Raw genomic sequence first — 26891 nt, 5'->3', positions numbered from 1 at the left:
AGGGCTGTGCATGCCCAAAATTTCCATTATTGTGCCGGTCTACCGGGCGGAGGCCGTGCTCCCCACATGCGTGGAGTCGGTTTTTGCCCAGACCTTCCAGGACTGGGAGCTGCTGCTGGTGGACGACGGGTCCCCGGACAAGAGCGGGCGGCTCTGCGACGAATACGCCGCCCGGGACCCTCGGGTGCGGGTGTTCCACAAGGGCAACGGCGGGGTCTCCTCCGCCCGGAACCTGGGGATGCGGGAGGCCCGGGGGGAGTATCTCTTCTTCATTGACGCCGACGACTGGATCGACGCGAAGGCCTTTGAGCGCCTGTGGACGGCGCTGGAGGAGGCGGGAGCCGACTCCGCCGGATGCGCCCACTGGAATGTGGAGCCGGGGGGGCGCCGGTGGGCGGAGCCCGCCGCCATGCCCGCCGGGGTGTACGGCCGGGAGGAATTCCGGCGCGGCATTGTGGACCGGCTGCTGGGGCAGCGGCTGGGCCGGCCCGGCGAGGTGCTCAACGGTTTTATCTGGCGGTTTTTGTTCCGCCGGGACATCATTGCCGCCCATGACATCCGTTTTGCCGGGGCCTATCTGGAGGACGAACTCTTCCTGATGGAGTATTTTTGCCTGGCGGAGAGGCTGGTGGTGCTGGACGAGCCGCTGTATTACTACCTGCACAACCCGGCCTCGGTGACCCGGAATTACCTGCCCGACTATATGGACACGTTTCGAACATTTCTGGAGGCCAAACGGGCCCTGGTCCACCGGTACGGCCTGGAGAAGGATGATCCCGGATGGGCGGACAGCACCTGCTGGGCGGGGCTGCTCATCGCCATCGGCAACGAGTATGCCCCGGGAAACCCCGCCGCCTCCCGGGACAAGCGCCGCCGGGTGGAGGCCTTCACCATGGAGCCCGATATGGCCCACGCCATCCGCTCCATCCGGCCCCAGGGCCTGGGCAGGAACAAACAGATGGTGGCGGACCTGGTCTGCAAGCGGCAGTTTTGGCTGCTGACCCTGCTGTATACCGTCAAAAATCGGGGAAAGTGAGGCCCACTTATGGTGATTTTCGAAAACAGCCTGGTCGGCGGGCTGCTGCTGCGCCTGTGGTATGTGCTCTGCCGCTGGTATGAGGGCAGCGCCGTCCACCGGGGGCTGACCGCCCTGTCCCGTGGATGGACCCGCCTCTTTCACGGCAGCGCGGTCATGACCTTCCTCACCCGGGACGGGACCCTGCCGAGAGCCTGGCGGAGCAGCCTGGCCTGCACGGTGGCGGAGACGGCGGTCAACCTGCCGGCCGCCCTGCTCCACTGGATCTACCGGAAGGCAAAGCCGGTCTTTGACAACAGCTTCTTTGCTCTGCTGGCCTTCTCCATGGGCGAGCAGGTCCCCGCGGCCATCGGCTGGCTGATGGCCGGCATCCTCATCATCCCCTATGAGCACTGGGACAACCGCTACAGCCTGATGGGATATGTCCTGATGCTCCTGCTCTTCCTGGCGGGGGGGATGCGGAACCGGAACCTCCGGCTGGACTTCAAGAGCGTGGGGCCCTACGCCCTGTGCTTTGCCTTCGCCGTCTGTCTGGCTTGGCCGGTGTCCTACTCCTCGGCTCTGTCCCTGCGCTTTTTGTTTTTCCACCTCACGTGCATGCTGTGCGTGGTCGTGACGGTCAGCGCCGTGGAGCGGACCGAGCAGCTCCTGCGGCTGGCCGGTATGGCCAGCCTGGCCATGGCCGGCACCGGACTTTACGCGGTCTATCAGCGCATCCAGGGTGTGGAGGTCAACTACTCCTATGTGGACGCCCTCCTCAACGAGGGGATGCCCGGCCGGGTGTACGCCGTGTTTGACAATCCCAACGCCTTCGCACAGGTGCTGGTACTGCTCATCCCCCTTGGCGTGGCCCTGCTGCTGGGCAGCCGTACCGGCTGGGGGCGCTTGGGAGCTCTGATCGCCCTGGGGCTGGGGGCCCTGGCCATAGGCATGACTTACGCCCGGGCCAGTTGGATCGGTCTGGTCGCGGCCGCCGCCGTCTTTGTATTCCTATGGAACCGCAGGCTCATTCCGGCCTTTCTCCTGCTGGGCCTGCTGGCCCTGCCCCTGCTGCCCGACACCATTTTCAACCGCATCCTGACCATCTTCAACCTCAAGGACACCTCTACCTCCAGCCGCTTTCCCCTGTATGAGGCCGCCCTGCGGCTCATCCGGGCGCGGCCCATCCGGGGCGCCGGGCTGGGCACCGACGTGGTCCGCAAGGCGGTGGCCGACCTGAACCTGTACCATGGCACCGCCCCCTTTGTCCACGCCCACGACATCTATCTGCAGGTGTGGCTGGAGACGGGCCTGCTGGGGATCGCCTGCTTTGTCGCCGCCCTGCTGGCGGGGATCAAGGCCGCCGCCAAGTCCGTCAAAATGCCCGGCTGTCCCGCCCCCGTGCGGATGGTCACCATCGGCGGGGCGGCCTCCATGGCGGGTATCCTGGTGTGCGGCATCGCCGACTACATCTGGAATTATCCCAGAGTCATGGTGGTGTTCTGGTTCGTATTTGCCGTGATGCTCTCGGGCGTCAAGCTGGCGAAGAAATCCAAGTAACGGAGGACCTGACCGTGCAAGCTGTCCCCAGACTCCTGATTTCCGACATGGACCATACTCTGCTCCGGGAGGACTCCTCCATCAGTAGGGCCAATCTGGAGGCCATCGCCCGCCATGTGGCGGGCGGCGGCCTTTTTACCGTGGCCTCCGGGCGGGCCCCGGCGGCCATCCGGGCGTTCCCGGAGCTGCTGCCCTATCTCAACGCGCCGGTGATCGCGGGCAACGGCGGTCTGGTCTGCGACCTGCACACCGGAGAGATCTTCTACCGCCATCCCCTCCCGGCAGGGCTGGAGCGTCTGGTGGCCGAGCTGATGGAGCGTTTTCCCGAGATGGGGGCTGCGGTCTACAGCGGACTGGACGGCTTTTACGCCCTGCGGACCAACGCCAACATCGAGGACCTGATGGCCCGGGAGAAGCGCCCCGCCCTGCCCGCCACGGTGGAGACGGCGGAGCGGCCGTGGAACAAGGTGCTGCTCACCCAGACCCACGCCTATATGCTGGAGGTGGAGGCTTTCCTGCGCCCCCGGGTGGAGGGGCTGGCCCGCATTGTTTTTTCCGAGGACACCTATCTGGAGATCCTGCCGCTGGAGGTGTCCAAGGGTGCGGCGCTGAAGCTGCTGTTGGAGCGCATCGGCGTGCCGCGGGAGCAGGTGGTGGCCCTGGGCGACGCCATGAACGACCTGGAGATGCTCCAATACGCCGGCACCGGCGTGGCGGTGTCCAATGCCGACCCGGCGCTCCGGGCGGCGGCCGACTTCGTCGTCTGCAGCAATGAGGAAGACGCCGTCCGCGCCTGTCTGGAGCGGTTCTTCGGACGATGAAAGAGGCACCCCCGGCTCCGACGAGCCGGGGGTGCTTTTTAGATCACCGAAGGAAGCGCGGCCCTCCGGCCTGGAGGGCCGAAAGGAACCGCCGGCGGCCAGCAGCAGGCCGGTGAGCAGGCCAATCAATACCAAGGCCGCCCAGAAAACGGTGAGCCGGTGTCTCACAGCGACGCCTCCTCTGCGTATGGGATGATCTCACCATAACGCGGGAGAGACGAAAAATCCCCCGAAAAAGGTCGAAGCTCAGTCCCGTGTGCGGCGCGTCTCGGTCAGATAGCGGTACACGCTGGCGGGGGAGGCCCCCATGAGCCGCGCCACCTCCGCCGCGGAGCCCTTGAGCCGGAAGACGCCCTCCTGGTCCAGCAGGCGGACGAGGACACGCTTCTGGGCCTGCGTCAGGCGGGCGGGACGGCCGGAGCCGCCGAAAAGCCGGCCCACCGCCCGTTCAAAGACCTGCTCCACCGAGGCGGAGAAGAACTCCACCGGCGCTTCGGGGTCGGCGGGGGAGAGACGGCCGGCCTCCTCCAGAAAGGCGGTGACCGACCGGGCAAAGGCGTCGTACCGCCCGGAGGCAAAGTTGATGCACAGCATTCCCAGCAGCGCATCCCCGTCGTCCTTGATGAAAAAGGTGGAGCAGCGCAGCGCCTCGCCGGAGGCGGATACGCCCCGGTAGCCGGTTCGGCCGTCAGAGCCCTCAAAGGTCCGGCTGCGCCAGAAGTCCAGGGCAAGGTTGCTGGGGGGAGCGTTCTGAGCCCGGCCGCTGACCTGGGGATTGACCAGGGCCAGAAGCCGGGGCTCCTCTCCGGTAAAATCATGCACTGCAATCTCGTAATCAGACCCCAGCGCCTGGCCCAGAAACTCCGCCAGCGCGGTCCAGCGCTTTTTCCAATCCATCGTGACACCTCGTCCTTCCTTTTGTAAATATAATAAAACTTTATTATATGAAAAGCAAGGAAAAAGAAAAAGATTGACATTACAGGGAAAACGGTTTATGCTACGGACAGCGACATTGAGAAAAATTTATTATATGGAAGGAGATTATCACCATGCGTGAGATCATCAGCACCACTGGAGCCCCTGGCGCCATCGGTCCTTATTCCCAGGGCGTAAAGGCCAACGGCATGCTCTTTGTTTCCGGCCAGCTCCCCCTGGACCCCGCCACCGGCGCATTTCCCGGCAGCGACATTGCCAGTCAGACCCGCCAGTCTCTGACCAACGTGAAGCACATTGTGGAGGCCGCAGGCATGACGCTGGCCGACGTGGTGCGCGTGGGCGTGTTCCTGAAGGACATGAACGACTTTGCCGCCATGAACGAGGTATACGGCCAGTTCTTTACCTCTGACTGCCCCGCCCGGGCTGCCGTGGAGGTAGCCCGCCTCCCCAAGGACGCCCTGGTGGAGATTGAGTGCGTCGCCTGCAAGTAAAAAACAGGCCCAAAGCCGCCTGCGGAAGTTCCGCAGGCGGCTTTTCGCGCTCAGGGAATGTCCAGCCGGTCCATCAGCGCGGCCAGATTGCGCAGGGTGGTCTCGTTGATGTAGTGCTCCACCTGCTCCACTTGCTCCAGCTCGTCGGTGGTGCCGTTGACCCAGCAGAAAAAGCGATGGAGCTGGTCGTGGCGGTGGAGCAGGTAGTCCCCCAGAGCGGCCCCCTCCTCCGTGGGGCGGATCAGACCGTACTTTTCGAAGGAGACCAGCCCCAGCTCCCGGAGTTGGTAGACCATCTTGGAGGCGGAGGAGGGCCGCACGTTGAGACGGTGGGCCAGAAAGTTGATGCGGGCATAGCCCTCCATTCTGGCCTGGCGGCAGATCATCTCCAGATAGTCCTCCATGGCGCTGGTTACGGGCTTGTCGCTGCGCATCTGGTAGCCCTTCTGTGTGTAAAAATCCGGTTCCTCGTCCATAGGCACCGCTCGACTCCTTCCGCATAAGATAGCCCCACGCCTTGGTATACGCCTTACGGCGTAGGGACGGCCGGGTAGCCTGGCAAGGGCTTGGGGCGCAAGATATTGTGGCCATAAAACATGGGTGGTACAATATGACGTACCGACACAAAGGGGGAAAGCGCGTGGAAAACCAGGAAGCAAAATACCGGCGGTTCCGGCTGGGCGTGCGGGAAATGGGGGCGGACGAGCGGGCGGCCATGAAGGCCGCGCTGGAAGGGGCTCGCTCGCTGAAGCCGCAGGAAGTAGAACGGATGTTCGAGCTAATCGTAGCGATTGCGGCGGCGCGGGGCCGGGGAGCGCAGCGGCGGACATCGGACCGGCGCACGGATGCCCGGCGGCGCACATTGGTGGGGGCGCGGCTGCCCAGGGAACAGGCCGAGCGGTGCAGGGCGGCGGCGGACAAGCTGGGGGTATCCCTGTACCGCTTCGCCCTGGAGGCCCTGGAGGCGGGCTGCCAGCGGGCGGAGGGCCTGGCATCCGGGCCGCCGGACGGGAACGAGGGCCCGGCGTCCACGCCTCCCACGGCATGGAGCGGACCCACTTCGACGGCATGCGGGAGACCATCAAGCTCATCGCACTGTATCTGGAGTGCGCCTGAAATACCCCGGCGGCCTCCCGGCAACTCCCGCCGGGAGGTCATACCAATCCATGCTTGTAACCATGGGGTGGATTTGATATAATAAAGGGTGATTTTCAAGAATCTTGAGGGTAGACCATGAAATATAAAAAGTGGAATTTTACCGCCCCCGCCCGGCCTGAGGTGATGGCCATGGCGGAGGCGGGACTGCCGGTTCTGGCCGCCCTGGTCCTGTGTGCCAGAGGGGTGNGCTGCGGCCCTGCGGGCCGCCCGGATGCGCCCCGCCCCGGCGGCGTTCGGGGGCTGCGCATCTGGTAGCCCTTCTGTGTGTAAAAATCCGGTTCCTCGTCCATAGGCACCGCTCGACTCCTTCCGCATAAGATAGGGTGCGGAAACAAAGTTTCCCTCACTCAACCATTTTATGATCGGAGCTGGAAGTTATGTTTGAACAGCTTTCTATGAGCGCGCTGGGCGACGGCCAGAGCGCATATGTAACCCGCGTGGACGGGGACCCGGCCATGCGGCGGCGGCTGCTGGACCTGGGGCTCATTCCGGGGACCCGGGTGGTCTGTCAGGGGCATAGCCCGGCGGGGGACCCGGCAGCCTACCTGATCCGCGGAGCGGTCATTGCCCTGCGGGCCCGGGACGCGGCAGGGATCACGCTGGAGTGTGATGCGGCGGCCTTGCCGGCGGGCCGGGCGGTGTTGGCCGGATGGGGCTGACACACACCTCTACCGGCGCGGGGGCCATGGACGCCGGACTGGCCATTGAGAAATACAGCCCCGACGACAAGGTGATCGCTCTGGCGGGCAACCCCAACGTGGGCAAGTCCACCGTGTTCAACGCCCTGACCGGTTTGCGTCAGCATACAGGGAACTGGCCCGGAAAGACGGTGACCAACGCCCAGGGCCGCCACACCCGCCATGGCCGCGACTACATCCTGGTGGACCTGCCTGGTACTTACTCCCTGCTGGCCCACTCTGCGGAGGAAGAGGTGGCCCGGGATTTCCTCTGCTTTGGCGGGGCGGACGCCTCCGTCGTGGTCTGCGACGCCACCTGTCTGGAACGAAACCTGAATCTGGTGCTCCAGACCCTGGAGATCACGCCCTGGACGGTGGTGTGCGTCAACCTGATGGATGAGGCCAGGAGCAAGGGGATCGAGGTGGACTTGAAGGCCCTGTCCGGCCGGCTGGGCGTTCCGGTGGTGGGGACATCGGCGGGCCGGGGGGAGGGACTGGAGCGGCTGATGGACGCGGTGGAGGCAATAACGGAGCGGCAGGAGCCACCTGCGGCCAGCCGGGTGTCCTATCCCGCCCCCATTGAGGCTGCGGCAGCCCGGCTGGCGGATGAACTGGAGCCCGCTCTGGGCGGACGGCTGCCGTCCCGGTGGGTAGCCCTCCGGCTGTTGGATGGGGACCCCTCCCTGATGGCCAGTCTGACGGAGTGCCTGGGGCGGGACCTCACGGCCGACCGGCTGGCAGGCGGAGCATTGGAAGAGACGCTGGAGGGATTGCAGGCCGCGGGCTGGAGCCGGGAACAGGTCCGGGAGGCCATCGTGGCGGCGCTGGTCCGCACCGGGGCGGAGATCGCCGGGAGCGTGGTCGCCTGCCGCCGGGCGGATGCTGCCCGCCGGGACCGGCGGCTGGACCGGCTCCTGACCAGCCGAGCCACCGGCATCCCCGTTATGCTGTGCCTGCTGGCCCTGGTTTTTTGGATCACCATCGCCGGGGCCAACGCGCCCTCGGCCCTGCTGGCCGACGGCCTGTTCTGGGTCCAGGATCGGCTGACCGACCTGTTCTTGTACTTACAAGCCCCGGATTGGCTCCATGGTGCGCTGGTGCTGGGGGTCTACCGGGTGCTGGCGTGGGTGGTGAGCGTGATGCTGCCCCCCATGGCCATCTTTTTCCCTCTTTTCACGCTTCTAGAGGATTTTGGATATCTGCCCCGGGTGGCCTTTGTTCTGGATCACGCCTTCCAAAAGGCCAGGGCCTGCGGCAAGCAGGCGCTGACTATGGCCATGGGATTCGGCTGCAATGCGGCGGGGATCGTGGGCTGCCGAATCATCGACTCCCCGCGGGAACGGCTCATCGCCATCATTACCAACAATTTTGTCCCCTGCAACGGGCGGTTCCCGACCCTCATTGCCATTATTACTATGTTTTTTGTGGGCACTCAGGCGGGGCCCGGGCCGTCCCTGGTCTCCGCAGTACTGCTGACGGGAGTCATCCTGCTGGGCGTGTTCATGACCTTCTGGGTGTCCCGGCTGCTGTCCGGCACCATCCTCCGGGGCGTGCCCTCCTCTTTTACGCTGGAGCTGCCCCCGTACCGCCGTCCCCAGATCGGCAAGGTCATCGCCCGCTCTGTGCTGGACCGTACGCTGTTCGTGCTGGGCCGGGCGGTGGCGGTGGCCGCGCCGGCGGGCCTGCTTATCTGGCTCTGCGCCAATGTGACGGTGGGGGGAGTGAGCATCCTGAACCACTGCACCGGCTTCCTGGACCCCTTCGCCCGGCTGCTGGGTCTAGACGGTGTAATCCTGATGGCCTTCATCCTGGGCTTTCCAGCCAACGAGATCGTGGTGCCCATCATCATCATGAGCTACCTCTCCACCGGCACGCTGCTGGAGCTGGATGACCTGGGTGCCCTCCATGCCCTGCTGGTGGAGCACGGCTGGACCTGGCTGACGGCGGTGTGCACCATGCTCTTCTCCCTGATGCACTGGCCCTGCTCCACTACCTGTATGACCATCGGCAAGGAGACTCGAAGCCTGAAGTGGACGCTGATCTCCTTTGCCGTACCCACGGCGGTGGGCATGGCGGTGTGTTTCCTGACGGCCTCTGCGGCCCGGCTGTGCGGCCTGGCCTGAACGCCAAACGGTCCCCGCCGGAATCGGCGGGGACCGTTTGGAAGGGTTGATCACATGTATTTGGATTCAAAGTAGGAGCGCAGCACGGGGTTGGCCCGCAGCTCACTGAGGGCGATCTCGGCGTGGCCGGAGGTGTAGCCGTTGCCCATCATGATGTCCACGTCCTTACCGCAGCCTTCGGCACCCAGAGTGGCCTTGGTGAAGCTGGTGGCCATGGAGAAGAAATAGCAGGTGCCGCCGTCTTTTACAGGGAGGATGCAGCTCATCTCGCAGTTTTCGATGTTGACGCAGCAGATGGAGATGTCGTACTCATGGCCGTGATTGACCTCCAGGGCCTTTTCCAGCACTTCGATGGGCTCGGTGGCGCTGGCCACGATGGCGTGGGTGCACAGCTTCATGGACTTGAGCAGGTCGGCGTCCTCCTGGGTGAGGACCACGGCCACCACGTGGCCCAGAGGGCCCACCCGCTTCATGGCCTCGGTGCAGACCAGCATGCCGGATTTGCCGGCGGCGCCCAGCACCAGCACGTCGTTGTTGACCTGGACCAGCTTGGCGGTCTGGGCGGGAGCGCCGGCCACATCCAGGGCGGCCAGCGCCAGCTTTTCGCTCAGATCGTCGGGCAGCCGGGCGTACAGGCCGCTTTCAAACAGGATGGCCTGGCCCACGATGTCCACCCGGTCGATGTCCTTGTGCACGGCCAGGATCTTGTCGATGCGCAGAGGGGTCAGGGACAGGGAGACCAGAGAGGCGATCTTGTCGCCGGGCTTCAGGTCGATCTCGTCCTTCAGATCGTCGCCGATGGTGTTCACGATGCCGATGAACATGCCGCCGGAGCCGGTGACCGGGTTCTGCTGCTTGCCACGCTCGGCCACGATGGACATAATCATCTCACCGATCTTCTTCTCATCGCCCCCACAGGCCTCGGAGATCTGGGTGAAGGAGGCGGAGTCGATGTTCAGGGCGGTGACGTCCACCAGGATTTCGTTGGAGTAGATCTCAGCCATATTGTTGTCGATCCGGTAAGCGGCCTGAGTCAGGACTCCCTTGGGTTCGATGACGCGATGGGTACCGTACTTGTTGCCTTTCTTCTGCATGGTAAACACACTCCTATCTGTTCACAGTGAGGTGGAGGCGGACCGATGGGTCCGCCGGAACGAAAAAGCGCCATTCATGCCCCGGCGCAGGGGGCATAAATAGCGCTTCATGGCTTACCATGACAAGCCGCGGACACTGAGACCGCGACTCAGGGAGCGGGGCCGGACGCGGCAGGCTCTCTTCGGCGGGGCAACTATTCACGGGCCGCTTCGGATGCGTCCATCCTTATCATCGGCCCCCTACCGGATGCCCCGCGCCTCTATTTATGATCTTATTATAGAAAAAATTCCAGAGGCGGTCAAGGGGGGCGCGGCGGGTTTTTTCGGATTTGTGAAACTTGTCAGGGCATATTCCGCCGCAGCTCTTGCAATTGGAACCAAAATCGGGCAAGATAGGGGGAGAGAAAACGGAGGCGAGAATATGCGGGAACCGATTTGCTATGTGATTGGGGCCGGAGAGCTGTATCCGGCGGGACTGGAGCCCAAGGCGGGGGACTGGGTCATCGCCGCCGACGGCGGCTACCGGGCTCTGAGGGCGCTGGGGCTGCGGGCCGACCTGGTGGTGGGGGACTTCGACTCTCTGGGGGAGAGGCCGGACCACCCGAATGTGATGACACTGCCCCGGGAAAAAGACGACACCGACATGGCGGTGGCCCTGGAGGTGGGAGTCAAGCGAGGCTACCGGACCTTTCGGCTCTACGGCGGCACCGGGGGCCGGATCGACCACACCCTGGCCAATTTGCAGTGCCTGACCTGGCTGTCCAGACGGGGCTGCCGGGGAGAGCTGTACGGAGAGAACTGGACGGCTGCCGCGGTGACCGACGGAGCGCTGACCTTCGACGCTTCGCACCGGGGTTATGTGTCGGTGTTCTGCCAGGGGGACCGGGCGGAGGGGGTGACCCTGCGGGGGCTCAAGTACCCGCTGGACAGCGCGGCGCTCACTCCCGACGTGACCCTGGGTGTGAGCAACGAGTTCACCGGCGCGGAGAGCAGCATTGCGGTGCGAACGGGCACCCTCCTGGTGGTGTGGTATCGCTGATAGGGGAGAAGGGCCGCTGGCTGTGCCGGCGGCCCTTCTCCTTTGGGAAGCGCAGGTTTGGGGGGAGAGAGGATCACTTTTCGGGGTAGAAGCCGGACGGGGACTCCGAGAGATTGATCATAATATTCTTCATCTGGGTGTAGTGCTCCAGAATGACCTTGTGGGTCTCACGGCCGATGCCGCTGGCCTTATAGCCGCCGAAGGGTGCGCCCTCCGGGATAGCGTTGTAGGTGTTGACCCACATCCGGCCGGTCTCGATGCCGCGGGACACCCGGATGGCCCGGTTGATGTCACGGGTCCACACCGCGCCGCCCAGGCCGTAGGCGTTGTCATTGGCCATCTCGATGACCTCGTCCTCGTCGTGGAACTTGATGACGCAGGCCACCGGCCCGAAAATCTCCTCCTGGGCCACCCGCATGTGGTTATCCACGTCCACCAGCAGGGTGGGCTTCATGAAGCAGCCCTTGGCCAACTCGCCCTCGGTCATGCGTTCGCCGCCGCAGGCCACTCTGGCGCCCTCGCTCTTTCCGATCTTGATGTACTCCAGGATTTTGCCCACCTGGTTCTCATTGATCTGGGAGCCCATCTGAGTGGCGGGGTCCCAGGGCATCCCCACCTTGACGGCTTGGAAGCGCTTGACGGCTTCGTCGATGAATTTGTCATAGATGGTGTCCTGGACAAAGACACGGCTGCCGGCGCAGCAGACCTGGCCCTGATTGAACAGGATGCCGAGCTGGAGGCCGTCCATGGCCATCTCCCACTTGCAGTCGTCAAAGTAGATGTTGGCGGACTTTCCGCCCAGCTCCAGGGTGGAGGGGATGAGCCGCTCGGCGGCGGCGCAGGCCACGCAGCCGCCCACCTCGGTGGAGCCGGTGAAGGCCAGCTTGCGGAAGCCGGGGTGGTCCAGGATGTACTGCCCAGCCTTGGAGCCTGAGCCGGTGATGACGTTGAACACACCGGCGGGGATGACGTCCTGGGTCAGGCGGGCCAGCTCCAGCACGGACAGCGGGGTGTCGCTGGAGGGCTTGAACACGGTGCAGCAGCCGGCGGCCAGTACGGGAGCCAGCTTCCAGGCGGCCATCAGGAAGGGGAAGTTCCAGGGTACGATCTGCCCTACCACGCCGATGGGCTCCCGCAGGATCAGAGAGAGGGTGGAGCCGTCCAGAATGTTGGCGGAGCCCTCCTCGGCCATGATGCAGCCGGCAAAATAGCGGAAATGGCGGGAGGCGTAGGGAATGTCAATGGCCATGGTCTCCCGGATGGGCTTTCCGTTGTCCAGGGACTCGATCATGGCCAGGTGCTCGGCATTGGCGTCGATGATATCGGCGATCCGGTTGAGGATGGCGGCCCGCTCGTTGGTGGTGACGTTTTTCCAGCTCCGGAAGGCGGCCCAGGCGGCGTCTACGGCCTGATCCACGTCCTCTCTGGTGGCCTGGGCGCAGGTGGCCAGACCCTCGCCGTTGGCGGGGCAGCGAGTCTGGAAGGTGGCGCCGTCGCTGGCGTCGATCCACTGGCCGTTGATGTAAAGCTTGTAGCTGTCCTGAGTGATCTTTTCCATAAGGTAAACACTCCTTTCAAACGCTGAACGAAACAGCGGAAACGCGGTTCTGTTTCTGCGGTCCGACTATGGATACTATAGCACATTTTGCACAAAAATAACATTGACAATGCGTAGAAAATTGGAGGTATTGATGTGCAAAATAACCACGCAATCGGTGCATCGTTTTTAAGTATCCTTAGAACAACAACCATTTTGGCATTCCTTCTGCGAGCTGTGCTGTTCTGTAGAACAGAACAAAAACCAGCGTAGAAAAGGAACAAAGACTGTGGTAAAATGAAAAACAGATGCCAGCCCCTGTTTTTTGAAGAGGGGGACGGCGGCCGACCCGGAGAACCATTCGCTTGGGGGGTGGAGGGTCGGTATGGTCTGCCGAAAAATGGGGCTGCGATTTGTGCGAAACGGAGAATTTGGAAAAGGAGGGAAAAGACAGTATGAGCGTGACGGTGGCGGACCTGCTGGAGCTGCCCAGTCTGCGGGAGGCCCGGCTGGCGGCGGGACGGGGCGGGCTGAACAAGCTGGTCTCTTCCATCTCGGTGCTGGAGTACGCCGATCCCAGCATGCTGCAGGACGCGCTGTTCAAAAACAACGAGTTTTACGGCAGCGAGGTGGTCATCACCGGCTTTATGAACATCCCCAATGATGTGGAGGCCCAGTGCGCTAACATTCGGCGGCTGGCCGAGGCGGGCGAGGTGGGGCTGATTCTGTATTATGTGGGCGTCTTCCTGCCGCGGGTGGACCGAAAGCTGTTGGAGCTGGCCGACGAGCTGGATTTCGCCCTCATCGTCATGCCGGAGAACCGTATGGACCAGCGGTACAGCGAGGTCATCTGCGAGGTGATGGAGGCCATCTTCAAGGACCAGAACACCAGCGCCGCCCTGGTCAGCGACATCCTGGACCGGGCCTCCCTGCTGCCGGAGCACCAGCGGACGGTGGACACAGTGCTCAAGCTCCTCAGCGACCGCACCCGGGCCTCGGCGGTGCTCACCGACGGGGCCGGTCGGGTGCTCAACGCTGCGGCCTGGCCCCGGACCGCGGCGGTGGACCTGGAGGAGCGTTTGCGGCGGCTGGAGAGTCTGCCGGAGGCGGGAGGGGCTCCTTTGGAGCTGCGGGCCGGGGAAGCGCGGTGCCTGCTCTACCGCTGCGCGCTCAGCGACCCGGCGCCGGGCATGGAGCTGTTCCTATTCAAGGAGGGGGAGCCTCTCACCGCCGACCTGGTGCGGCAGGCGGGGGAGGTGGTGCGCCTGGCGGCCAACCTCTGGAGCCAGAGCCATGACCGGGTGGTGATGAGCGAGCTGGTGCGGGCCATTTTGAAGGATGAGCCCATTAAGATGCGGCGTCTGGCGGAGATCTTCCATGTGGACGTAGGCTCCATCCACTCCATGTGGGTGCTGCGGCCCGGCCTGGAGGGCCGGGAGGAGTTCCGGGCCAAGGGCCTGGAGCTGGTACGGGAGCTGCTGGCCCACCACTGCACCACAGTCGTGGCCGACTGGTACGAGGGGGATCTGGTGGCTTTTATGGACTGGCCCGCCGGAGGCGGCGAGGCTGGGGCTCTGGCCGACATGTGCTGCGCCCAGTTGGAGCAGGCGGGGCTCCGGGCCGTCCTGACCCTTTGTCAGAGCTTGGCCACCACCGCCGACGTGCGCCGGGCTTATCTGGCCATCCGGGCCTTCCAGAACGACGCAGCAAAGATCTGGCCGGGGAAGCGGTGGTACACCGTCCAGGAGGTGGAGTTCGCCCAGTCCTGCCGCGCCATGATCGAGGAGGGGGAGGAGGCCGTTCAGCAGAGGCTGGCGGTGCTTGCTCCCATCCGGGAGGCGGGAGAGGCCGAGCTGGAGCGGACCCTCCAGATCCTGCTGCTGGACGCCGGGAGCAGCGTGGCCCGGACGGCGGAGCTGCTGTTCCTCCACAAGAACACGGTAAAATATCGGCTCCAGCGCACCGCCGGGCGGCTGGGTTACCCGGTGGGCAAGATGCCCGAGACCTTTGCCCTGTACACCGCCTGTGCCCTGGAGCGGCTGCTGGCCCCTTAAAGGCGCGTTGTCGGTTTAGACAAAGAAGGCAGCGGGGATTCGGGTGGAAAAAGCGGGAAATCCCCAAGGCATGGTGAAGAAGAGAGACGAAAAGCGGGAATCCATTGTCCTTTTGGACAATGGATTCCCGCTCATTTTTTGCCGACGGACTAATTACTTTGTTCCTTGAACCGGCTATAATACGGACCAGCCGATGGAAGATGTGGTCTGTCGGCAGCCTGCAATTCTGGGAGGGATCTTTATGAACAATCAAACCGGCTTTGAAGTCAAGGCCGAGCAGCGGCAGAGCTGGGTGTCCATCGCCATGGTATGGGCGGGCGGCATGATCTGCGTACCCTGTCTGATGATCGGCGGTGTGCTGTCCGGCGGCGGACTGTCCATCCCGCAGATCGTGGCCTCCATCCTCATCGGCTACGGCCTCATCTGCGCCTACATGATCCTCATCGGCATGGCCGCCTGCGACACCGGGCTGCCGGTGGCGGTTATGGCCGAGGGAGCCCTGGGCAAGCAGGGGGCCCGGTACATCATTTCCGTGCTGCTGGCCTTTGCCTGCGTGGGCTGGTTCGGCATCCAGTCCGCCACCTGTGGACAGGCCTTCGCCGTTATGCTGGCGGATATCCTGGGCCTGGGAGAGGCCAGCTCCGCCATGATCGCCGTGTCCTCCATCGTGTGGGGCCTGATCATGCTGGCCACCGCCTGCTTCGGATTCAAGGGCCTGAAGTGGCTCAACTACATCGCCGTGCCCCTGCTGGTGATCGTCTGCTTGTACGGTGTGGTCATGGGCTTCGCTCAGAACGACGGCATGGCCAAGATTGCCGCCTATGACCCGGCCCAGTCCGCCGGCCTGGTGTTTGGCATCTCCATGGTGGTGGCCTCCTTTGCGCTGGGCGGCGTCATCTCCGGCGACTACTGCCGCTTTGCCAAGAGCCGGGCCGACGTGGTTAAGTCCTCCATTGTTGGCGTCATCCCCGCCGGGCTGTTCATGCTGCTGATGGGAGCCCTGCTCAGTCTGGTCACCGGGCAGTACGATATCTCCGCTATCCTGGCCAGCGTGGGCGTGCCCGTGGTGGGCCTGGTTGCTCTGGTGGCCGCCACCTGGACCACCAACGTCACCAACGCCTATTCCGGCGGCCTGGCGCTCAGCAATCTGCTGGGCTTCGACGAGAGCAGATTTAAGCTGACCACCGCCATCGCCGGGGCCATTGGTACTCTGCTGGCCGCCTTTGGACTGCTGGCCAAATTCTCCGGCTTTCTCACCCTGATGTCCAATCTGATCCCCCCGCTGGCCGGCGTGCTTATCGCGGAATACTGGCTGGTCCATCGGGGAAAAAAGGAGAAGTTTGCTCTGCGCGGGGGATTTTACGCCCCCGGCGTCATCGCCTTCCTGGCGGGGGCCCTCGTGGCCTGCATCACCGGCGGAACCTTCGCCAACTTCCAGTCCCTGGCCAACGTGGCCTTCCTGAACGTACCCTTCTTCGTGGGGCCCATCAACGGCATCGTGCTGTCCCTGGCGCTCCACACGGTGCTGGCCAGGCTGCTGCCCGGCCGGTCCGAAGCCGGAAAGGCCGTAGAGGCATAGGACAAAATCCCATGCGGACCGCCGCACCGCTGAAGCGGTGCGGCAATCCGCCTGTCTGTGGATCAAATAACAAAGGAGCTGAACGTTTTGCGCAAGATCGGAGTTTCTGAGATCGAGGACATCGCCCTGGGCGCGGCCCTGCTGGGCGCGGGCGGCGGCGGCGACCCCTATATCGGCAGGCTGGTGGCCATCGGCGCGGTACAGAAGTACGGGCCCGTCACCCTGCTCTCCCCCGAAGAGGTGCCGGACGACGCCCTGTGCGTCCCCATCGCCATGATGGGGGCCCCCACCATTCTGGGAGAGAAGGCCGTGGGCGACAATGAGTACCAGACCCTGTACGACACCGTCTCCACCTTCTACGGCAAGCCCATCTACGCCTTCATGCCCATCGAGGCGGGGGGCGTCAACTCCATGCTGCCCATCGCGGCGGCGGCCCGGCTGGGCCTGCCCCTCGTCGACTGCGACGGCATGGGCCGGGCCTTCCCTGAACTGCAGATGGTCACCTTCACCATCGGCGGCGGCTCCGCCACCCCCATGGCGCTGGTGGACGAAAAGGGAAACTCCTCCATTTTCCGTACCATCACCAACAAATGGACCGAGGAGCTGGCCCGGGCCGTCACTATGGCCTGCGGCGGCTCGGTGTCCGTCTCCCTCTACGCCATGGAGGGCGCCTTCATGAAGGAGTACGGCGTCCACGGCATCGTCACCCGCAGCCAGACCCTGGGCTCCGCCATCCGCAGGGTGAAGGAGACCGACGGCCAGAGCCCTGAGGAGGCCTTCCTCTCCATCACCGAGGGCTACAAGCTCTTCAAGGGCAAGATCGGCGACGTGCTCCGGGAGGTCCGTGGCGGCTTCAACTTCGGCAAGGTGCTGCTGGAGGGCATCGCCGAATATAAGGGCCAGTCGGCCTATGTGGAATTCCAGAACGAAAACCTGACCGCCACGGTAGAGGGGGAGATCCTGGCCACCACCCCCGATCTCATCTGCCTGGTGGACACCGATACCTTCCAGCCCGTGCCCACCGACGCGCTGAAGTACGGAAAGCGGGTCATGGTGGTAGGCCTGAAGTGCTTCCCGCTGTGGCGGACGCAGGCCGGTCTGGACCTGGTAGGCCCCCGATACTTCGGGGTGGACACCGACTACATTCCGCTGGAGGAGCGCTGCAAAGGGGGGAGAGCCTGATGTATAAGCTGGGAATCGACGTGGGCGGCACCAACACCGACGCCGTCCTTTTGGACGAAGAGCGAAAGGTGGTGGCCAGCGTCAAGCGGCACACCACGCCGGACGCCTATGACGGCATTCTGGCCGCCGTACGGGCGGTGCTGGAGCAGGCGGGCGTGGACCGGAAGGAGATCGGTCAGGCCATGCTGGGCACCACCCAGTGCACCAACGCCATCGTGGAGCGCAAGCATCTGGCCCCCATCGGCGTGCTGCGCCTGGGCGCCCCCGCCACGGTGGGCATCCCCCCCATGGTGGACTGGGCGGAGGATCTGAAAAAGATCGCCGTAAGGACCGCCGTCATTGGCGGCGGCTTTGAGTACGACGGTAAGGAGCTGGCCCCCTTCGACGAGACGGCCGCCCGGGCCTTCTTTGAGGATCTGAAGGCCCAGGGAGTCAAGTCGGTGGCCATATCCTGTGTGTTCTCCACCGTTCGCAGCGACCACGAGCGGGCGGCTGCCAAGCTGTGCAGGGAAGTCATGGGGGAGGACGTGCATGTCTCCATCTCCAGCGAGATCGGCTCCATGGGCCTCATCGAGCGGGAGAACGCCACCATCCTGAACGCCGCGCTCTACCGGGTGGCTCAGTCCTTCACCGAGGGCTTTGCCCGCTCCCTGGCCGACGAGGGGGTTACCAACGCCGACGTGTATCTCTCCCAGAACGACGGCACCCTGATGACCATGGAGTACGCCCGCAAATACCCCATCCTCACCATCGCCTGCGGCCCCACCAACTCCATCCGGGGGGCCAGCTACCTCAGCCGCCTCCAGAACGCCGTGGTCATTGACGTGGGCGGCACCACCACCGACCTGGGCGTCATTCAGAACGGCTTTCCACGGGAATCCAGCGTAGCGGTCACCATCGGCGGGGTGCGCACCAATTTCCGGATGCCCGATGTGGTGTCCATCGGCCTGGGCGGCGGCTCCATCGTCCGGGAAAGACCCGACGGCACCGTCACCGTGGGCCCGGATTCCGTGGGCTACCAGATCACGGAAAAGGCCCTGGTCTTTGGCGGCGACGTGTGCACCGCCACCGACATCGCCGTGCGCCTGGGTATGGCTGAGCTGGGGGACCGGTCCCGGACGGCCCATCTCAGCGAGGCTTTTGCCCAAAAGGCCCTGGCGGCCATCACCGCGCTGGCGGAGGACGCCATCGACGCCATGAAGGTCTCCTCCGACGATGTGGAGGTCATCCTGGTGGGCGGCGGCTCCCTCGTCCTGCCGGGGGAGCTGGCGGGAGCCAGAACCGTGGTCAAGCCCGCCGAGGGCGGCGTGGCCAACGCCATCGGTTCGGCCATCTCCAAGGTGAGCGGCACCTGCGAGCAATTGGTGGATTATCAGGTCGTTCCCCGGGAGAAGGCCCTGGAGCGGGCCAAGGCGGAGGCGGTGGAGCTGGCCGTGGCGGCCGGCGCCGTCCGGGAGAGCGTGGAGATCATCGACGTGGAGGACGTGCCCTTGCAATACTACCCCGGCAACACCTGCCGCGTGAAGATCAAGGCGGCGGGGGACCTGGCATAGCGAAACAAAAGCGGAGGCCGCCGGCCTCCGCTTTTTGACGGTGCAAAACTCCGGCGGGCGTGGTACAATATCCCAAACGAAAGGAGGAGCGGGAGCATGCTGAAACGACCGCACATTTTGGTGGTGGGCAGCTTTATGATGGACCTGATCGCCACGACGGAGCGGGCGCCCGGCCCGGGGGAGACCGTCGCCGGCACCGGGTTCCGCACGGCGTCCGGCGGAAAGGGGGCCAACCAGGCCGTCCAGTGCGCCCGGCTGGGAGCCCATGTGACCATGGCCGGGCGAGTGGGGGACGACGCCTTCGGGCGGGAGGCCCTGCAGAGCGTTCGGACCGCCGGGGTGGATCTGTCCCGGGTGACGGCGGACCCCTCCGCCCCCACGGGCGTCGCCCACATCCTGGTGGAGGACACGCCCCAGGGGGTTCAGAACCGCATTACCATCGTGCCGGGGGCCAACTTCACCCTGACCCCGGCGGATTTGGCGTGGATGGAGGATGGGGTCCGGGCCTTCGACATGGTGCTGCTGCAATTCGAGCTGCCTATGGACGTGGTGGAGGCGGCGGCCGGCTGGGCCCATGCCGCCGGGGTGCCCGTCATGGTCAATCCGGCCCCCGCTGCCCCAATCTCAGACCGGCTGCTCGCCTGCGCCGACTACCTGTCCCCCAACGAGCACGAGGCCGCTCTGCTCTCCGGCCTCCCTCTGCGGGCCAGGCCGGCGGGGGTGGAGGCCGCCGACCTGGAGCGGGTGGCCGCCTGGTTTCGGGCCCGGGGCGTGAAGGAGCTCCTGGTCACCCTGGGGGAGAACGGCGCGGCCCTGGCCGGAACGGAGGGGATGCTCCGCGTCCCCTGCGTCCCCATGGAGCGGGTGGCCGACCCCACCGCGGCGGGGGATTCCTTTGTGGGCGCCTTCTGCACCGGCCTGTGCGCCGGGCTGGAACGGGAAGCGGCCCTGGCCTTTGCCAGCCATGCCGCGGCCCTCACCGTCTCCCGCATGGGGGCCCAGCCCAGCCTGCCCACCCTGGGGGAGGTCCAGACCCTGCTGCGGGAGCGGGGCTGCCGCAGCGTGGACCCGGCGGCGCTGGACCCTCTGGCGGAGTAGACAACGCTGCCCCGTTTCGGTTGCAATCGACGGCGGAATATGGTATAATCCCTCCCGTCCCATCCAATAGATTGATATAGGCCCGTGATCGGACGGGCGTTTCTACCGGCTGCCGTAAAGAGCCGCGCTATCAGTCTCCCGCGGGCGCGGGGGACCGGCAGCCGTCTCCCGCGGCAGCCCTTTGCGTCTCCGGCCGCGACCCGAGAAAGGAGCAGCCATGAAAACCGAATCCTTCCTCCTCAAGGGGGATCTCTGTTACAGCAAGGACAGCACCCATCTGGAGACCGTGGCCAACGGCGTTCTGGTCTGTCTGGAGGGCAGATGCGCCGGGGTGTTTCCCCGGGTCCCAGAGCAGTACCAGGGCCTGCCCCGGTATGACTTCAGCGGGAGGCTGGTGGTCCCCGGCCTGGTGGACCTCCACGTCCACGCCCCCCAGTATGCCTACCGGGGGCTGGGCATGGATATGGAGCTGCTGGACTGGCTGAACACCAACGCCTTCCCCGAGGAGGCCAAATTTGCCGACCTGGATTACGCCCAAAGGGCCTATAGCCTGTTTGTGGAGGACCTGCGGCGGGGGGCCACCACCCGGGCGGCGGTCTTTGCCACTCTCCACGGCCCGGCAACCCAGGTGCTGATGGAGCTGCTGGAGGCCAGCGGCCTGTGCGCCTTTGTGGGCAAGGTGAACATGGACCGCAACAGCCCGGACATCCTCCGGGAGGAGAGCGCCGAGGCCTCCGCCCGGGCCACGGTGGAGTGGCTGGAGCAGACGGCGGGGAAGTACAGGCGGGTCAAACCCATCCTGACGCCCCGCTTTATCCCCTCCTGCTCCGACGAGCTGATGGAGCGGCTCGCCGGCATCCAGCGGACCTTCGGCCTGCCTGTGCAGTCCCATTTGTCGGAGAACCAGGGGGAGGTGGAATGGGTGCGGGAGCTGTGCCCGTCCGCCTCCTGCTACGGGGACGCCTACGCCTCCTTCGGCCTGTTCGGCGGCGGCGTACCCACCATTATGGCCCACTGCGTCCTCTCCGGCGAGGAGGAGATCGCCATGCTGCGGGAGCGTGGGGTATGGGTGGCCCACTGTCCGGCCTCCAACACCAACATTGCCTCCGGCATCGCCCCGGTGCGCCGGTTTTTGGACGAGGGGCTCCGGGTGGGCCTGGGCAGCGATGTGGCCGGGGGCCACAGCACCTCCCTTTTCCGGGCCATGGCCGACGCCATCCAGGTGTCCAAGCTGCGCTGGCGGCTCCAGGACCAGAGCCTTAAGCCCCTTACCGTAGAGGAGGCCTTTTGGCTGGGCACCGCCGGGGGTGGGGCCTTTTTTGGGCCGGTGGGCAGCTTCCTTCCGGGCTGCGAGCTGGACGCCGTGGTGGTGGACGACCGCCGCCTGGCCACCACCCGGGCGCTGACGGTCCGGGAGCGGCTGGAGCGGGTCGTCTACCTGTCGGAGGACCGGGACGTGGCGGCCAAGTTCGTTCAGGGGCGGCAGGTGCTCCCCGACGAGAAACAGGTATACATTTCCTCCCAGATGTGATAAGATGGAGAAGATCTGAAGCTGAACAGCCAAAGGGCGGCCCGCTTTGGGCCGCCCTCTTTTGGAAGAGGGAGGAGCCGATATGGTCAACGAGTATTGCCGGGTGCCCCAGTGGGAGGCCGCCAGGACCCTGGCCGCCGTGGCCCAAGGTCTGGAGAAGGCCGAGCTGGTGGTCCGGGACGCCAAACTGGTCAACGTCTGTACGGGTGAGGTCTTGCCCCACACTGATGTGGCGGTGGCGGCGGGGCGCATCGCCTATGTGGGGGAGAGCGCGGAGCACTGCATCGGGCCGGACACCCAGGTCATCGAGGCTGCCGGGGCCTATCTGGCCCCCGGCCTGCTGGACGGGCACATCCATGTGGAGTCCTCCATGATGACCCTCCGGGCTTTTGCCGGTGCGGTGGTGCCCCACGGCACGGCGGGAATCTACATGGACCCCCACGAGATCTGCAACGTGCTGGGTGCCCGGGGGGTGGACCTGATGCTGGGCGAGGCCGCCTGCACCCCCCTGAAGGCCATGCTGACCATGCCCTCCTGCGTGCCGGCGGTCACCGGCTTCGAGGACACCGGGGCCTCCATCGACGCCGGGGATGTCGCCCGGTATATGCAGGACGGCCGGGTGGTGGCTCTGGGGGAGATGATGAACTACCCCGGCATTCTGTCCGGCCAGGAGGGGCCTCACGCCATCGTGGCCGAGACGCTGAAGGCGGGGCGGACGGTCACCGGCCACTATTCCATCCCCGAGACCGACCGGGGCCTCAACGGCTACATTGCCGCCGGAGCCCGCTGCTGCCACGAGTCCACCCGGGAGGCCGACGCCCTGGCCAAGATGCGCCTGGGCATGTACGCCATGCTGCGGGAGGGCTCCGCCTGGAGGGATTTGGGGGAGGTGGCCCGGGCGGTGACCCGCCATGAGGTGGACAGCCGCTTTGCCGTGCTGGTCACCGACGACGCCCATCCCCACACTTTGCTGTCCGAGGGCCATGTGGACCGGCTGCTGCGCCGGGCGGTGGAGGAGGGCATCCCTCCGGTGGCCGCCGTCCAGATGGTCACGCTCAACTGTGCCCAGTGCTTCCAGATGGACCAGGATCTGGGCTCCGTCACCCCCGGCAAGTGCGCCGATCTGGTGTTCTTCGAGGACCTGAAGGACTTCCGGGTCCTGCGGACCGTCATCGACGGCCGGGTCGTGGCCGAAAACGGCCGGCTGCTAGTTGGGCTCTCCCCCTACGCCTACCCGGAGGAGGCCCTGCGCTCCATGCATGTGAAGGACCCCATCACCCCGGCCTCCTTCACCGTGGCCGCTCCCCGGGACGGGGCGGTGAAGGTCCGGGCCATCCGGGTGATCGGCGGGAGCGCCGCCAACCGGGAGAGCCTCGTCACCCTGACCGCCAGGAACGGCCGGGTGGAGGCCGACGTAGAGCAGGACGTGCTGAAGATGGCGGTGCTTGAGCGGCACCACGCCACCGGGCATAAGGCCCTGGGCTTTGTTCAGGGCTTCGGCATCCGGCACGGGGCCATGGCCTCCACCGTGGCCCACGACGCCCACAACCTGATGGTAGTGGGCTCCAACGATGCCGATATGGCTCTGGCGGCCAACACGCTGCTCCGGTCCGAGGGGGGCATGTGCGTGGTGCGGGACGGGCAGGTGCTGGGCCATGTAGCTCTGCCGGTGGCCGGGCTGATGAGTGAACAACCGGCGGAGGAGATGGCGGCGCTGGTGGATGGCTTGGGCCAGGCCTGGGAGGAGATCGGCTGCACCCTGCCGTCTCCCTTTATGACCATGGCTCTCAGCTCCCTGGCCTGTATCCCCGAGCTGCGGCTCACGGATCGGGGGCTGGTGGATTGCCGCAGCTTCCAGTTTGCCGATCTGTTTGTGGAGTAAAACCCAACAAGAGAGCAGGGCCCGGCGGGAACCATTGGTTCCCGCCGGGCCCTGCTTTTTTGTGGGGGATCATACCGCCTGCGCGGTGATGAACCGGGTGAGCATAGCCGCGACCTCGGCCCGGCTGGCCTCGCCTTGGGGATTCAGCGCCCCGGCGTCCGTGCCGGTGATTAGGCCTGCGCCCACGGCCCAGCGCAGGGCCTCGGCGGCATAGGCGCTGACCTGCCCGGCGTCGGTAAAGCCGTCCAGACTGCCCTGAGAGACGGGATTTCCGGCGTAGCGCCAGAGCATGGCGGCCAACTGCTCCCGGGTAATGGGGGCTCCCGGGGCGGAGCCGTCACTGATGCCGCGCGTCACCGCCCAGTCCATCCCTGGCTTGTACCACGGGGAGCCGCCCGCCGTGTCCGCCCCGTCCAGCCGGGCCAGAACGGTCACCAGCATCCCGCGGGTCATGGGGACATCAGGGGAGAAGGCGGCTTCGCCGGTGCCGGAGAACAGGCCCCGGGCGGTGACAAAAGCCACGCTGCCGGTGTACCAACCGTCCGCTGCCACGTCGTCAAAGCCGCCTCCCGCATTCACGATGCGGTAATCGGCGGCGATCCCGGCGGTAAAGGTGAGCTCATCCGCCCCCACCACCACCCAGGGCAGGGGGCGCAGTCCGCCGTTTTCGTCCACATAGGCCAGCACCTCGCCGGGCGCGCCGGTGAAGGCGCTCCGGTCGGGCAGCAGGCGGTTGACGTCAAAGCCCTCCGGCAGGGTGCCGGCAGGTACCGTGACGGTGACGCCCCGGCCGGTGAGGACCACGGTGTGGGCGGCGTTTTCCCGGACCAGGGTTTCCGATTCCACGGAAGTGGCGGCCTCCTCCAGCAGGGTCAGGGTGGTGACGCCGCCCGCTTCGGTGATGGTGTTGGCGCTGGTCTGGGCGGCGGTGACGGTCTCCGCCGGGACCGCCACGGAGCCACCTCCGCCGCCACCTCCACCGCCACCTCCACCTCCACCGCCGCCACTTCCTCCGCCGCCGCTGGGGACGGTGGCGGTCCAGTAGGCGTAGAGGGTCAGCGAGTCGGTTACTGGTGTTTGTGTAGTAAAACGGGTGCCCTTTCCATTTTCTTGGGTATACCAGCCCTGGAAGTCGTAGTCCTCCCGGACGGGGGCGGGGGGCAGGGTGACGGTACTTCCGGAGCGGACACCGCTGCGCGTGTCAAAGACGGCGCCCTGGCTCCGGAAGGTGACGGTATAGAGGGGCGTGCTGTCGCAGACGGTCAGAGGCACCGCGGCGGGCTCTCCGGCGTCGAAGGTGACGGTCACGGTGTGGGCGCCGTTCTCCAGGGCAGACAGCGGCGCGTCCTCCAGCGTGAGCAGAGCGGCGCCGTCGGTGGTGACCTCACCCAGGGCGTATTGTCCGTCGGTCAGGGCGGCGGCGTCCAGCGACACGCCGGTCACCTGGTTGCCGAACAGAGCCAGCGAGAGCTCGGCCCCGCCGCCGGTGTTCCGGTCATAGGTCAGCGACGGGGTCAGCGCCTTGGACTGGCTGACCGGCAGGGCTCCCACGGCCAGGGTGATGGTGACCGCGTCCAGCGTGACGCGGCCGGCGTGGACACCCTGTACCCGGAGGGTGACGGCCTGCCCAGCGTCCTCGGCGGAGGGGATGTAGGTGAGGGTGGAGCCGTCCGCTGTAAAAAGTCCGGAGCCACTCTCCACCGCCGTCTGACAGGTGAAGTCATCGGGCAGGGTCTGGCTTTCGCCATCCAGGAACCAGGCCGCGGCGTCGGCACGGTAGGGGATGGCGGGGGTCTGGCCGTCGTGAGAGGCGGGGACAGCAGAGCCGCTTTGGGCTGCGCTTCCGTCGGCCACATGGAGGGAGTCCACCTCCAGATGCAGGGTGTAGGTCTGGGCGTGGGAGGCGTCCCCGGAGGTATGGACCTGGAAGGTCCACGTCCGGCCGCCATCCTCGGTCACGGCGGGCTCCGCCACGCTGCCCGCCTCAAGGGGGGTGACCACGATGTTGTTGGGGGTCAGATCGGCCAGGACTGTACCGTAGGGCAGATAGGCCCGATAGGAGCCGTCGGCCTGCGGGACGGCAGTCTGCCCGTTTACCAGCACGGACTGCACCGCAGTGGTCTGGTCGCTCTGCCAGGCGGCGAAGAACTCCAGATCGCCCAGCGAACCCGCCGGGATGGCGGAGATTTGCCCGCCGCTCAGATCGCTGGCGGCGTACCAGCCTGTAAACTGGAAGCCCGGACGGGTGGGAGTGGGCAGGGTCAGCGTGTCGTCGGTGACCGCATAGGCTTGAACGGCGTTCTCGGGCAGGACGCCCCCGTTGGTCTCGTAGGTGATGGTGAACTCCCGCCGGAGCTCGGATACAAAGGCGTCGATGTTCACCACGCCGTAGCCGTAGGTGGTGTCGTAGCCCGAGGAGCCCTTGTCGGTGGAGGTGGTCTCCAACAGGTAGCGGAAGCCGTCCTCGGTGAGGTCGCGGTCGTAGCCCAGGGCCAGCGCGGCCATGCCGGCAACCACCGGCGCGGCATAGGAGGTGCCCATGTTGCCCTTGCTGGTCAGATCCAGCTTGTAGCCGTCGGCGCTCTCATGGTCCAGGCCGGCCACGCCGCCGCCGGGGGCGGTGACGTAGACGGAGCGGTTGCGCTGGGAGAAGGAGGAGACGGTCAGACCGCTGTCCACCGAGCCCACGCCGATGACGGCGGAATAGGCGGCGGGGTACTGCAGGGTGGAGGACCCGTCGTTGCCCACGGCGGCCACCAGTACGATGCCGGCGGCCTCCGCCGCCTCAATGGCGGTGCGGAGGGTATTTGACTGGTACTGTGTGCCAAGGCTCAGGTTGATCACGTCGCAGCCGTCGCCAATGGCGGCGTAGATGGCCGACACCACTGCGTCCATGGTGGTGGTCTTTTGATTGAATACCCGGTAGGCCCGGATATCGGCCCCGGGCGCGATGCCGGCCAGACCCACGCCGTTGTCGGTCTGGGCGGCCACGATGCCGGCGGCAAAGGTGCCGTGGCCGTAGACGTCCTGGTCGAAGGAAAGCCCGTCCGCGTGGAAGTTGGCCCCGTCGATGCGGGCATCGTCCAGGTCCACGTGGGCGGTGTTGATGCCCGAGTCAACGAAGCCCACCTTCACCCCCTCGCCGGTCAGCCCCTGGCGGTAGGCGCTCATGGCGCCGATCTCCTGCAGGCTCCACTGGTAGTCCGCGTAGTAGGGGTCGCTGGGGTCCTGGGTGGAGAAAAGCTCCACATAGTAGTTGGGCTCAATGTAGTCGATGTATTCTTCGGGGATCTCCTGGGTCTGCTCCAGCGTGTCCACCACCAGGAAGTTCCCCTCCCGGTCGTAGGACGCGTCGGCGCTCAGTGTGCGCATTCGGGGCATGCCGTCGCTGAGCTTGACGATGTAGCCCGCATAGGAGCCGGGATCCTCCTCCACAGCGGCCTCCTGAGCGGCGGCGACCGGGGCCAGCAGGCCCGTCAGCAGCGCGGCGCAGAGCAAAAGCGATACAGGTTTGATAGGCTCACTCCCTTTTCCAAATCTGGGATGGATCAGCTCCAACAG

Annotated in this window: 20 protein-coding genes and 1 riboswitch; of the genes, 15 read left to right on the top strand and 5 right to left on the bottom strand. The window is 65.6% G+C overall.

Going from position 1 to position 26891, the window contains the following annotated elements:
* The first annotated feature begins 10 nt into the window (after positions 1 to 10).
* From BN2154_RS09925 to BN2154_RS09915, 3 genes are read left to right on the top strand one after another with little or no spacing between them, the layout of a single operon-like run.
* On the top strand, positions 11 to 1036 hold the full coding sequence (locus BN2154_RS09925; protein WP_050618635.1) for a glycosyltransferase family 2 protein: 1026 nt from the start codon (positions 11 to 13) through the stop codon (positions 1034 to 1036).
* A 9-nt stretch (positions 1037 to 1045) separates the two neighbouring features.
* Positions 1046 to 2575: an O-antigen ligase family protein gene (locus BN2154_RS09920; RefSeq protein WP_050618634.1), complete on the top strand. Its 1530-nt coding sequence runs from the start codon at positions 1046 to 1048 to the stop codon at positions 2573 to 2575.
* Positions 2467 to 3396 carry a Cof-type HAD-IIB family hydrolase gene (locus BN2154_RS09915; protein WP_368013989.1) on the top strand — a complete coding sequence of 310 codons (930 nt, stop codon included), beginning with the start codon at positions 2467 to 2469 and terminating at the stop codon, positions 3394 to 3396. Before BN2154_RS09920 ends, BN2154_RS09915 begins: the two co-directional genes overlap by 109 nt.
* A gap of 246 nt (positions 3397 to 3642) precedes the next feature.
* Here BN2154_RS09915 and BN2154_RS09910 read toward each other — a convergent pair whose 3' ends face one another.
* Positions 3643 to 4293 (bottom strand): helix-turn-helix transcriptional regulator, encoded by a 651-nt coding sequence (locus tag BN2154_RS09910; protein WP_050618632.1) that lies wholly within the window; start codon positions 4291 to 4293, stop codon positions 3643 to 3645.
* Between the two features lie 152 nt (positions 4294 to 4445).
* Between BN2154_RS09910 and BN2154_RS09905 the strand changes: the two genes are divergently transcribed.
* Entirely contained in the window at positions 4446 to 4823 is a 378-nt protein-coding gene (locus tag BN2154_RS09905) for a RidA family protein (protein ID WP_050618631.1), read from the top strand.
* 50 nt (positions 4824 to 4873) lie between these two features.
* Here the strand turns inward: BN2154_RS09905 and BN2154_RS09900 are convergent, their stop codons facing one another.
* Positions 4874 to 5299 carry a metal-dependent transcriptional regulator gene (locus BN2154_RS09900; protein WP_050618630.1) on the bottom strand — a complete coding sequence of 142 codons (426 nt, stop codon included), beginning with the start codon at positions 5297 to 5299 and terminating at the stop codon, positions 4874 to 4876.
* A 164-nt stretch (positions 5300 to 5463) separates the two neighbouring features.
* Here BN2154_RS09900 and BN2154_RS09895 point away from each other — a divergent pair, with 164 nt between their 5' ends.
* The 3 genes from BN2154_RS09895 to feoB all read left to right on the top strand — a co-directional run bounded on the left by BN2154_RS09895 (position 5464) and on the right by feoB (position 8781).
* Positions 5464 to 6021: a hypothetical protein gene (locus BN2154_RS09895; RefSeq protein WP_050618629.1), complete on the top strand. Its 558-nt coding sequence runs from the start codon at positions 5464 to 5466 to the stop codon at positions 6019 to 6021.
* Positions 6022 to 6358: 337 nt separating this feature from the next.
* A complete protein-coding gene (locus tag BN2154_RS09885) occupies positions 6359 to 6640 on the top strand; it encodes a FeoA family protein (RefSeq protein WP_050618627.1) in 282 nt (93 codons plus the stop codon).
* Positions 6631 to 8781 carry a ferrous iron transport protein B gene (feoB, locus tag BN2154_RS09880; protein WP_050618626.1) on the top strand — a complete coding sequence of 717 codons (2151 nt, stop codon included), beginning with the start codon at positions 6631 to 6633 and terminating at the stop codon, positions 8779 to 8781. Before BN2154_RS09885 ends, feoB begins: the two co-directional genes overlap by 10 nt.
* A gap of 50 nt (positions 8782 to 8831) precedes the next feature.
* Here the strand turns inward: feoB and BN2154_RS09875 are convergent, their stop codons facing one another.
* Positions 8832 to 9875: an L-erythro-3,5-diaminohexanoate dehydrogenase gene (locus tag BN2154_RS09875; RefSeq protein WP_050618625.1), complete on the bottom strand. Its 1044-nt coding sequence runs from the start codon at positions 9873 to 9875 to the stop codon at positions 8832 to 8834.
* Positions 9876 to 9967: 92 nt separating this feature from the next.
* Positions 9968 to 10146: riboswitch (Lysine riboswitch) on the bottom strand.
* 150 nt (positions 10147 to 10296) lie between these two features.
* Here BN2154_RS09875 and BN2154_RS09870 point away from each other — a divergent pair.
* On the top strand, positions 10297 to 10914 hold the full coding sequence (locus tag BN2154_RS09870) for a thiamine diphosphokinase (RefSeq protein ID WP_050618624.1): 618 nt from the start codon (positions 10297 to 10299) through the stop codon (positions 10912 to 10914).
* Positions 10915 to 10987: 73 nt separating this feature from the next.
* Here the strand turns inward: BN2154_RS09870 and BN2154_RS09865 are convergent, their stop codons facing one another.
* A complete protein-coding gene (locus tag BN2154_RS09865) occupies positions 10988 to 12472 on the bottom strand; it encodes an aldehyde dehydrogenase family protein (RefSeq protein ID WP_050618623.1) in 1485 nt (494 codons plus the stop codon).
* A gap of 434 nt (positions 12473 to 12906) precedes the next feature.
* On the opposite strand from BN2154_RS09865, the gene BN2154_RS09860 reads away from it, so the two are divergent.
* From BN2154_RS09860 to ade, 7 genes are all read left to right on the top strand, one after another.
* Positions 12907 to 14505 (top strand): PucR family transcriptional regulator, encoded by a 1599-nt coding sequence (locus BN2154_RS09860; RefSeq protein WP_050618622.1) that lies wholly within the window; start codon positions 12907 to 12909, stop codon positions 14503 to 14505.
* A 241-nt stretch (positions 14506 to 14746) separates the two neighbouring features.
* Positions 14747 to 16084, top strand: coding sequence for a cytosine permease (locus BN2154_RS09855; protein WP_050618621.1), 1338 nt, complete (start codon positions 14747 to 14749; stop codon positions 16082 to 16084).
* A gap of 87 nt (positions 16085 to 16171) precedes the next feature.
* Positions 16172 to 17266: a DUF917 domain-containing protein gene (locus BN2154_RS09850; protein WP_050618620.1), complete on the top strand. Its 1095-nt coding sequence runs from the start codon at positions 16172 to 16174 to the stop codon at positions 17264 to 17266.
* A complete protein-coding gene (locus BN2154_RS09845) occupies positions 17266 to 18819 on the top strand; it encodes a hydantoinase/oxoprolinase N-terminal domain-containing protein (RefSeq protein ID WP_050618619.1) in 1554 nt (517 codons plus the stop codon). The genes BN2154_RS09850 and BN2154_RS09845 overlap by 1 nt, the downstream gene beginning before the upstream one ends.
* 96 nt (positions 18820 to 18915) lie before the next feature.
* Positions 18916 to 19917, top strand: a complete 1002-nt coding sequence (gene rbsK, locus BN2154_RS09840) for a ribokinase (protein ID WP_050618618.1) — start codon at positions 18916 to 18918, stop codon at positions 19915 to 19917.
* A gap of 217 nt (positions 19918 to 20134) precedes the next feature.
* The gene (locus BN2154_RS09835) at positions 20135 to 21448 is read left to right on the top strand and encodes an amidohydrolase family protein (protein WP_050618617.1); all 1314 of its coding nucleotides are present in this window, start codon (positions 20135 to 20137) and stop codon (positions 21446 to 21448) included.
* A gap of 82 nt (positions 21449 to 21530) precedes the next feature.
* Positions 21531 to 23330, top strand: coding sequence for an adenine deaminase (gene ade / locus BN2154_RS09830; protein WP_050618616.1), 1800 nt, complete (start codon positions 21531 to 21533; stop codon positions 23328 to 23330).
* 69 nt (positions 23331 to 23399) lie between these two features.
* Here the strand turns inward: ade and BN2154_RS09825 are convergent, their stop codons facing one another.
* On the bottom strand, positions 23400 to 26828 hold the full coding sequence (locus BN2154_RS09825) for a S8 family serine peptidase (RefSeq protein ID WP_050618615.1): 3429 nt from the start codon (positions 26826 to 26828) through the stop codon (positions 23400 to 23402).
* Between the last annotated feature and the right edge of the window lie 63 nt (positions 26829 to 26891).

Source organism: Intestinimonas massiliensis (ex Afouda et al. 2020), assembly GCF_001244995.1.
In the GTDB taxonomy this organism is placed as follows: Bacteria; Bacillota; Clostridia; order Oscillospirales; family Oscillospiraceae; genus Intestinimonas; species Intestinimonas massiliensis.
The sequence above is the reverse complement of the archived record's forward strand: the minus strand, read 5'-3'. Positions and strand labels throughout refer to the sequence as shown.

What these genes read in the sequence shown, in the direction of transcription:
- BN2154_RS09925 (WP_050618635.1), top strand. Translation starts at nt 11, where the DNA reads ATGCCCAAAATTTCCATTATTGTGCCGGTCTACCGGGCGGAGGCCGTG.
- BN2154_RS09920 (WP_050618634.1), top strand. Translation starts at nt 1,046, where the DNA reads ATGGTGATTTTCGAAAACAGCCTGGTCGGCGGGCTGCTGCTGCGCCTG.
- BN2154_RS09910 (WP_050618632.1), bottom strand. Translation starts at nt 4,293, where the DNA reads ATGGATTGGAAAAAGCGCTGGACCGCGCTGGCGGAGTTTCTGGGCCAG.
- BN2154_RS09905 (WP_050618631.1), top strand. Translation starts at nt 4,446, where the DNA reads ATGCGTGAGATCATCAGCACCACTGGAGCCCCTGGCGCCATCGGTCCT.
- BN2154_RS09900 (WP_050618630.1), bottom strand. Translation starts at nt 5,299, where the DNA reads ATGGACGAGGAACCGGATTTTTACACACAGAAGGGCTACCAGATGCGC.
- BN2154_RS09885 (WP_050618627.1), top strand. Translation starts at nt 6,359, where the DNA reads ATGTTTGAACAGCTTTCTATGAGCGCGCTGGGCGACGGCCAGAGCGCA.
- feoB (WP_050618626.1), top strand. Translation starts at nt 6,631, where the DNA reads ATGGGGCTGACACACACCTCTACCGGCGCGGGGGCCATGGACGCCGGA.
- BN2154_RS09875 (WP_050618625.1), bottom strand. Translation starts at nt 9,875, where the DNA reads ATGCAGAAGAAAGGCAACAAGTACGGTACCCATCGCGTCATCGAACCC.
- BN2154_RS09870 (WP_050618624.1), top strand. Translation starts at nt 10,297, where the DNA reads ATGCGGGAACCGATTTGCTATGTGATTGGGGCCGGAGAGCTGTATCCG.
- BN2154_RS09865 (WP_050618623.1), bottom strand. Translation starts at nt 12,472, where the DNA reads ATGGAAAAGATCACTCAGGACAGCTACAAGCTTTACATCAACGGCCAG.
- BN2154_RS09860 (WP_050618622.1), top strand. Translation starts at nt 12,907, where the DNA reads ATGAGCGTGACGGTGGCGGACCTGCTGGAGCTGCCCAGTCTGCGGGAG.
- BN2154_RS09855 (WP_050618621.1), top strand. Translation starts at nt 14,747, where the DNA reads ATGAACAATCAAACCGGCTTTGAAGTCAAGGCCGAGCAGCGGCAGAGC.
- BN2154_RS09845 (WP_050618619.1), top strand. Translation starts at nt 17,266, where the DNA reads ATGTATAAGCTGGGAATCGACGTGGGCGGCACCAACACCGACGCCGTC.
- rbsK (WP_050618618.1), top strand. Translation starts at nt 18,916, where the DNA reads ATGCTGAAACGACCGCACATTTTGGTGGTGGGCAGCTTTATGATGGAC.
- BN2154_RS09835 (WP_050618617.1), top strand. Translation starts at nt 20,135, where the DNA reads ATGAAAACCGAATCCTTCCTCCTCAAGGGGGATCTCTGTTACAGCAAG.
- ade (WP_050618616.1), top strand. Translation starts at nt 21,531, where the DNA reads ATGGTCAACGAGTATTGCCGGGTGCCCCAGTGGGAGGCCGCCAGGACC.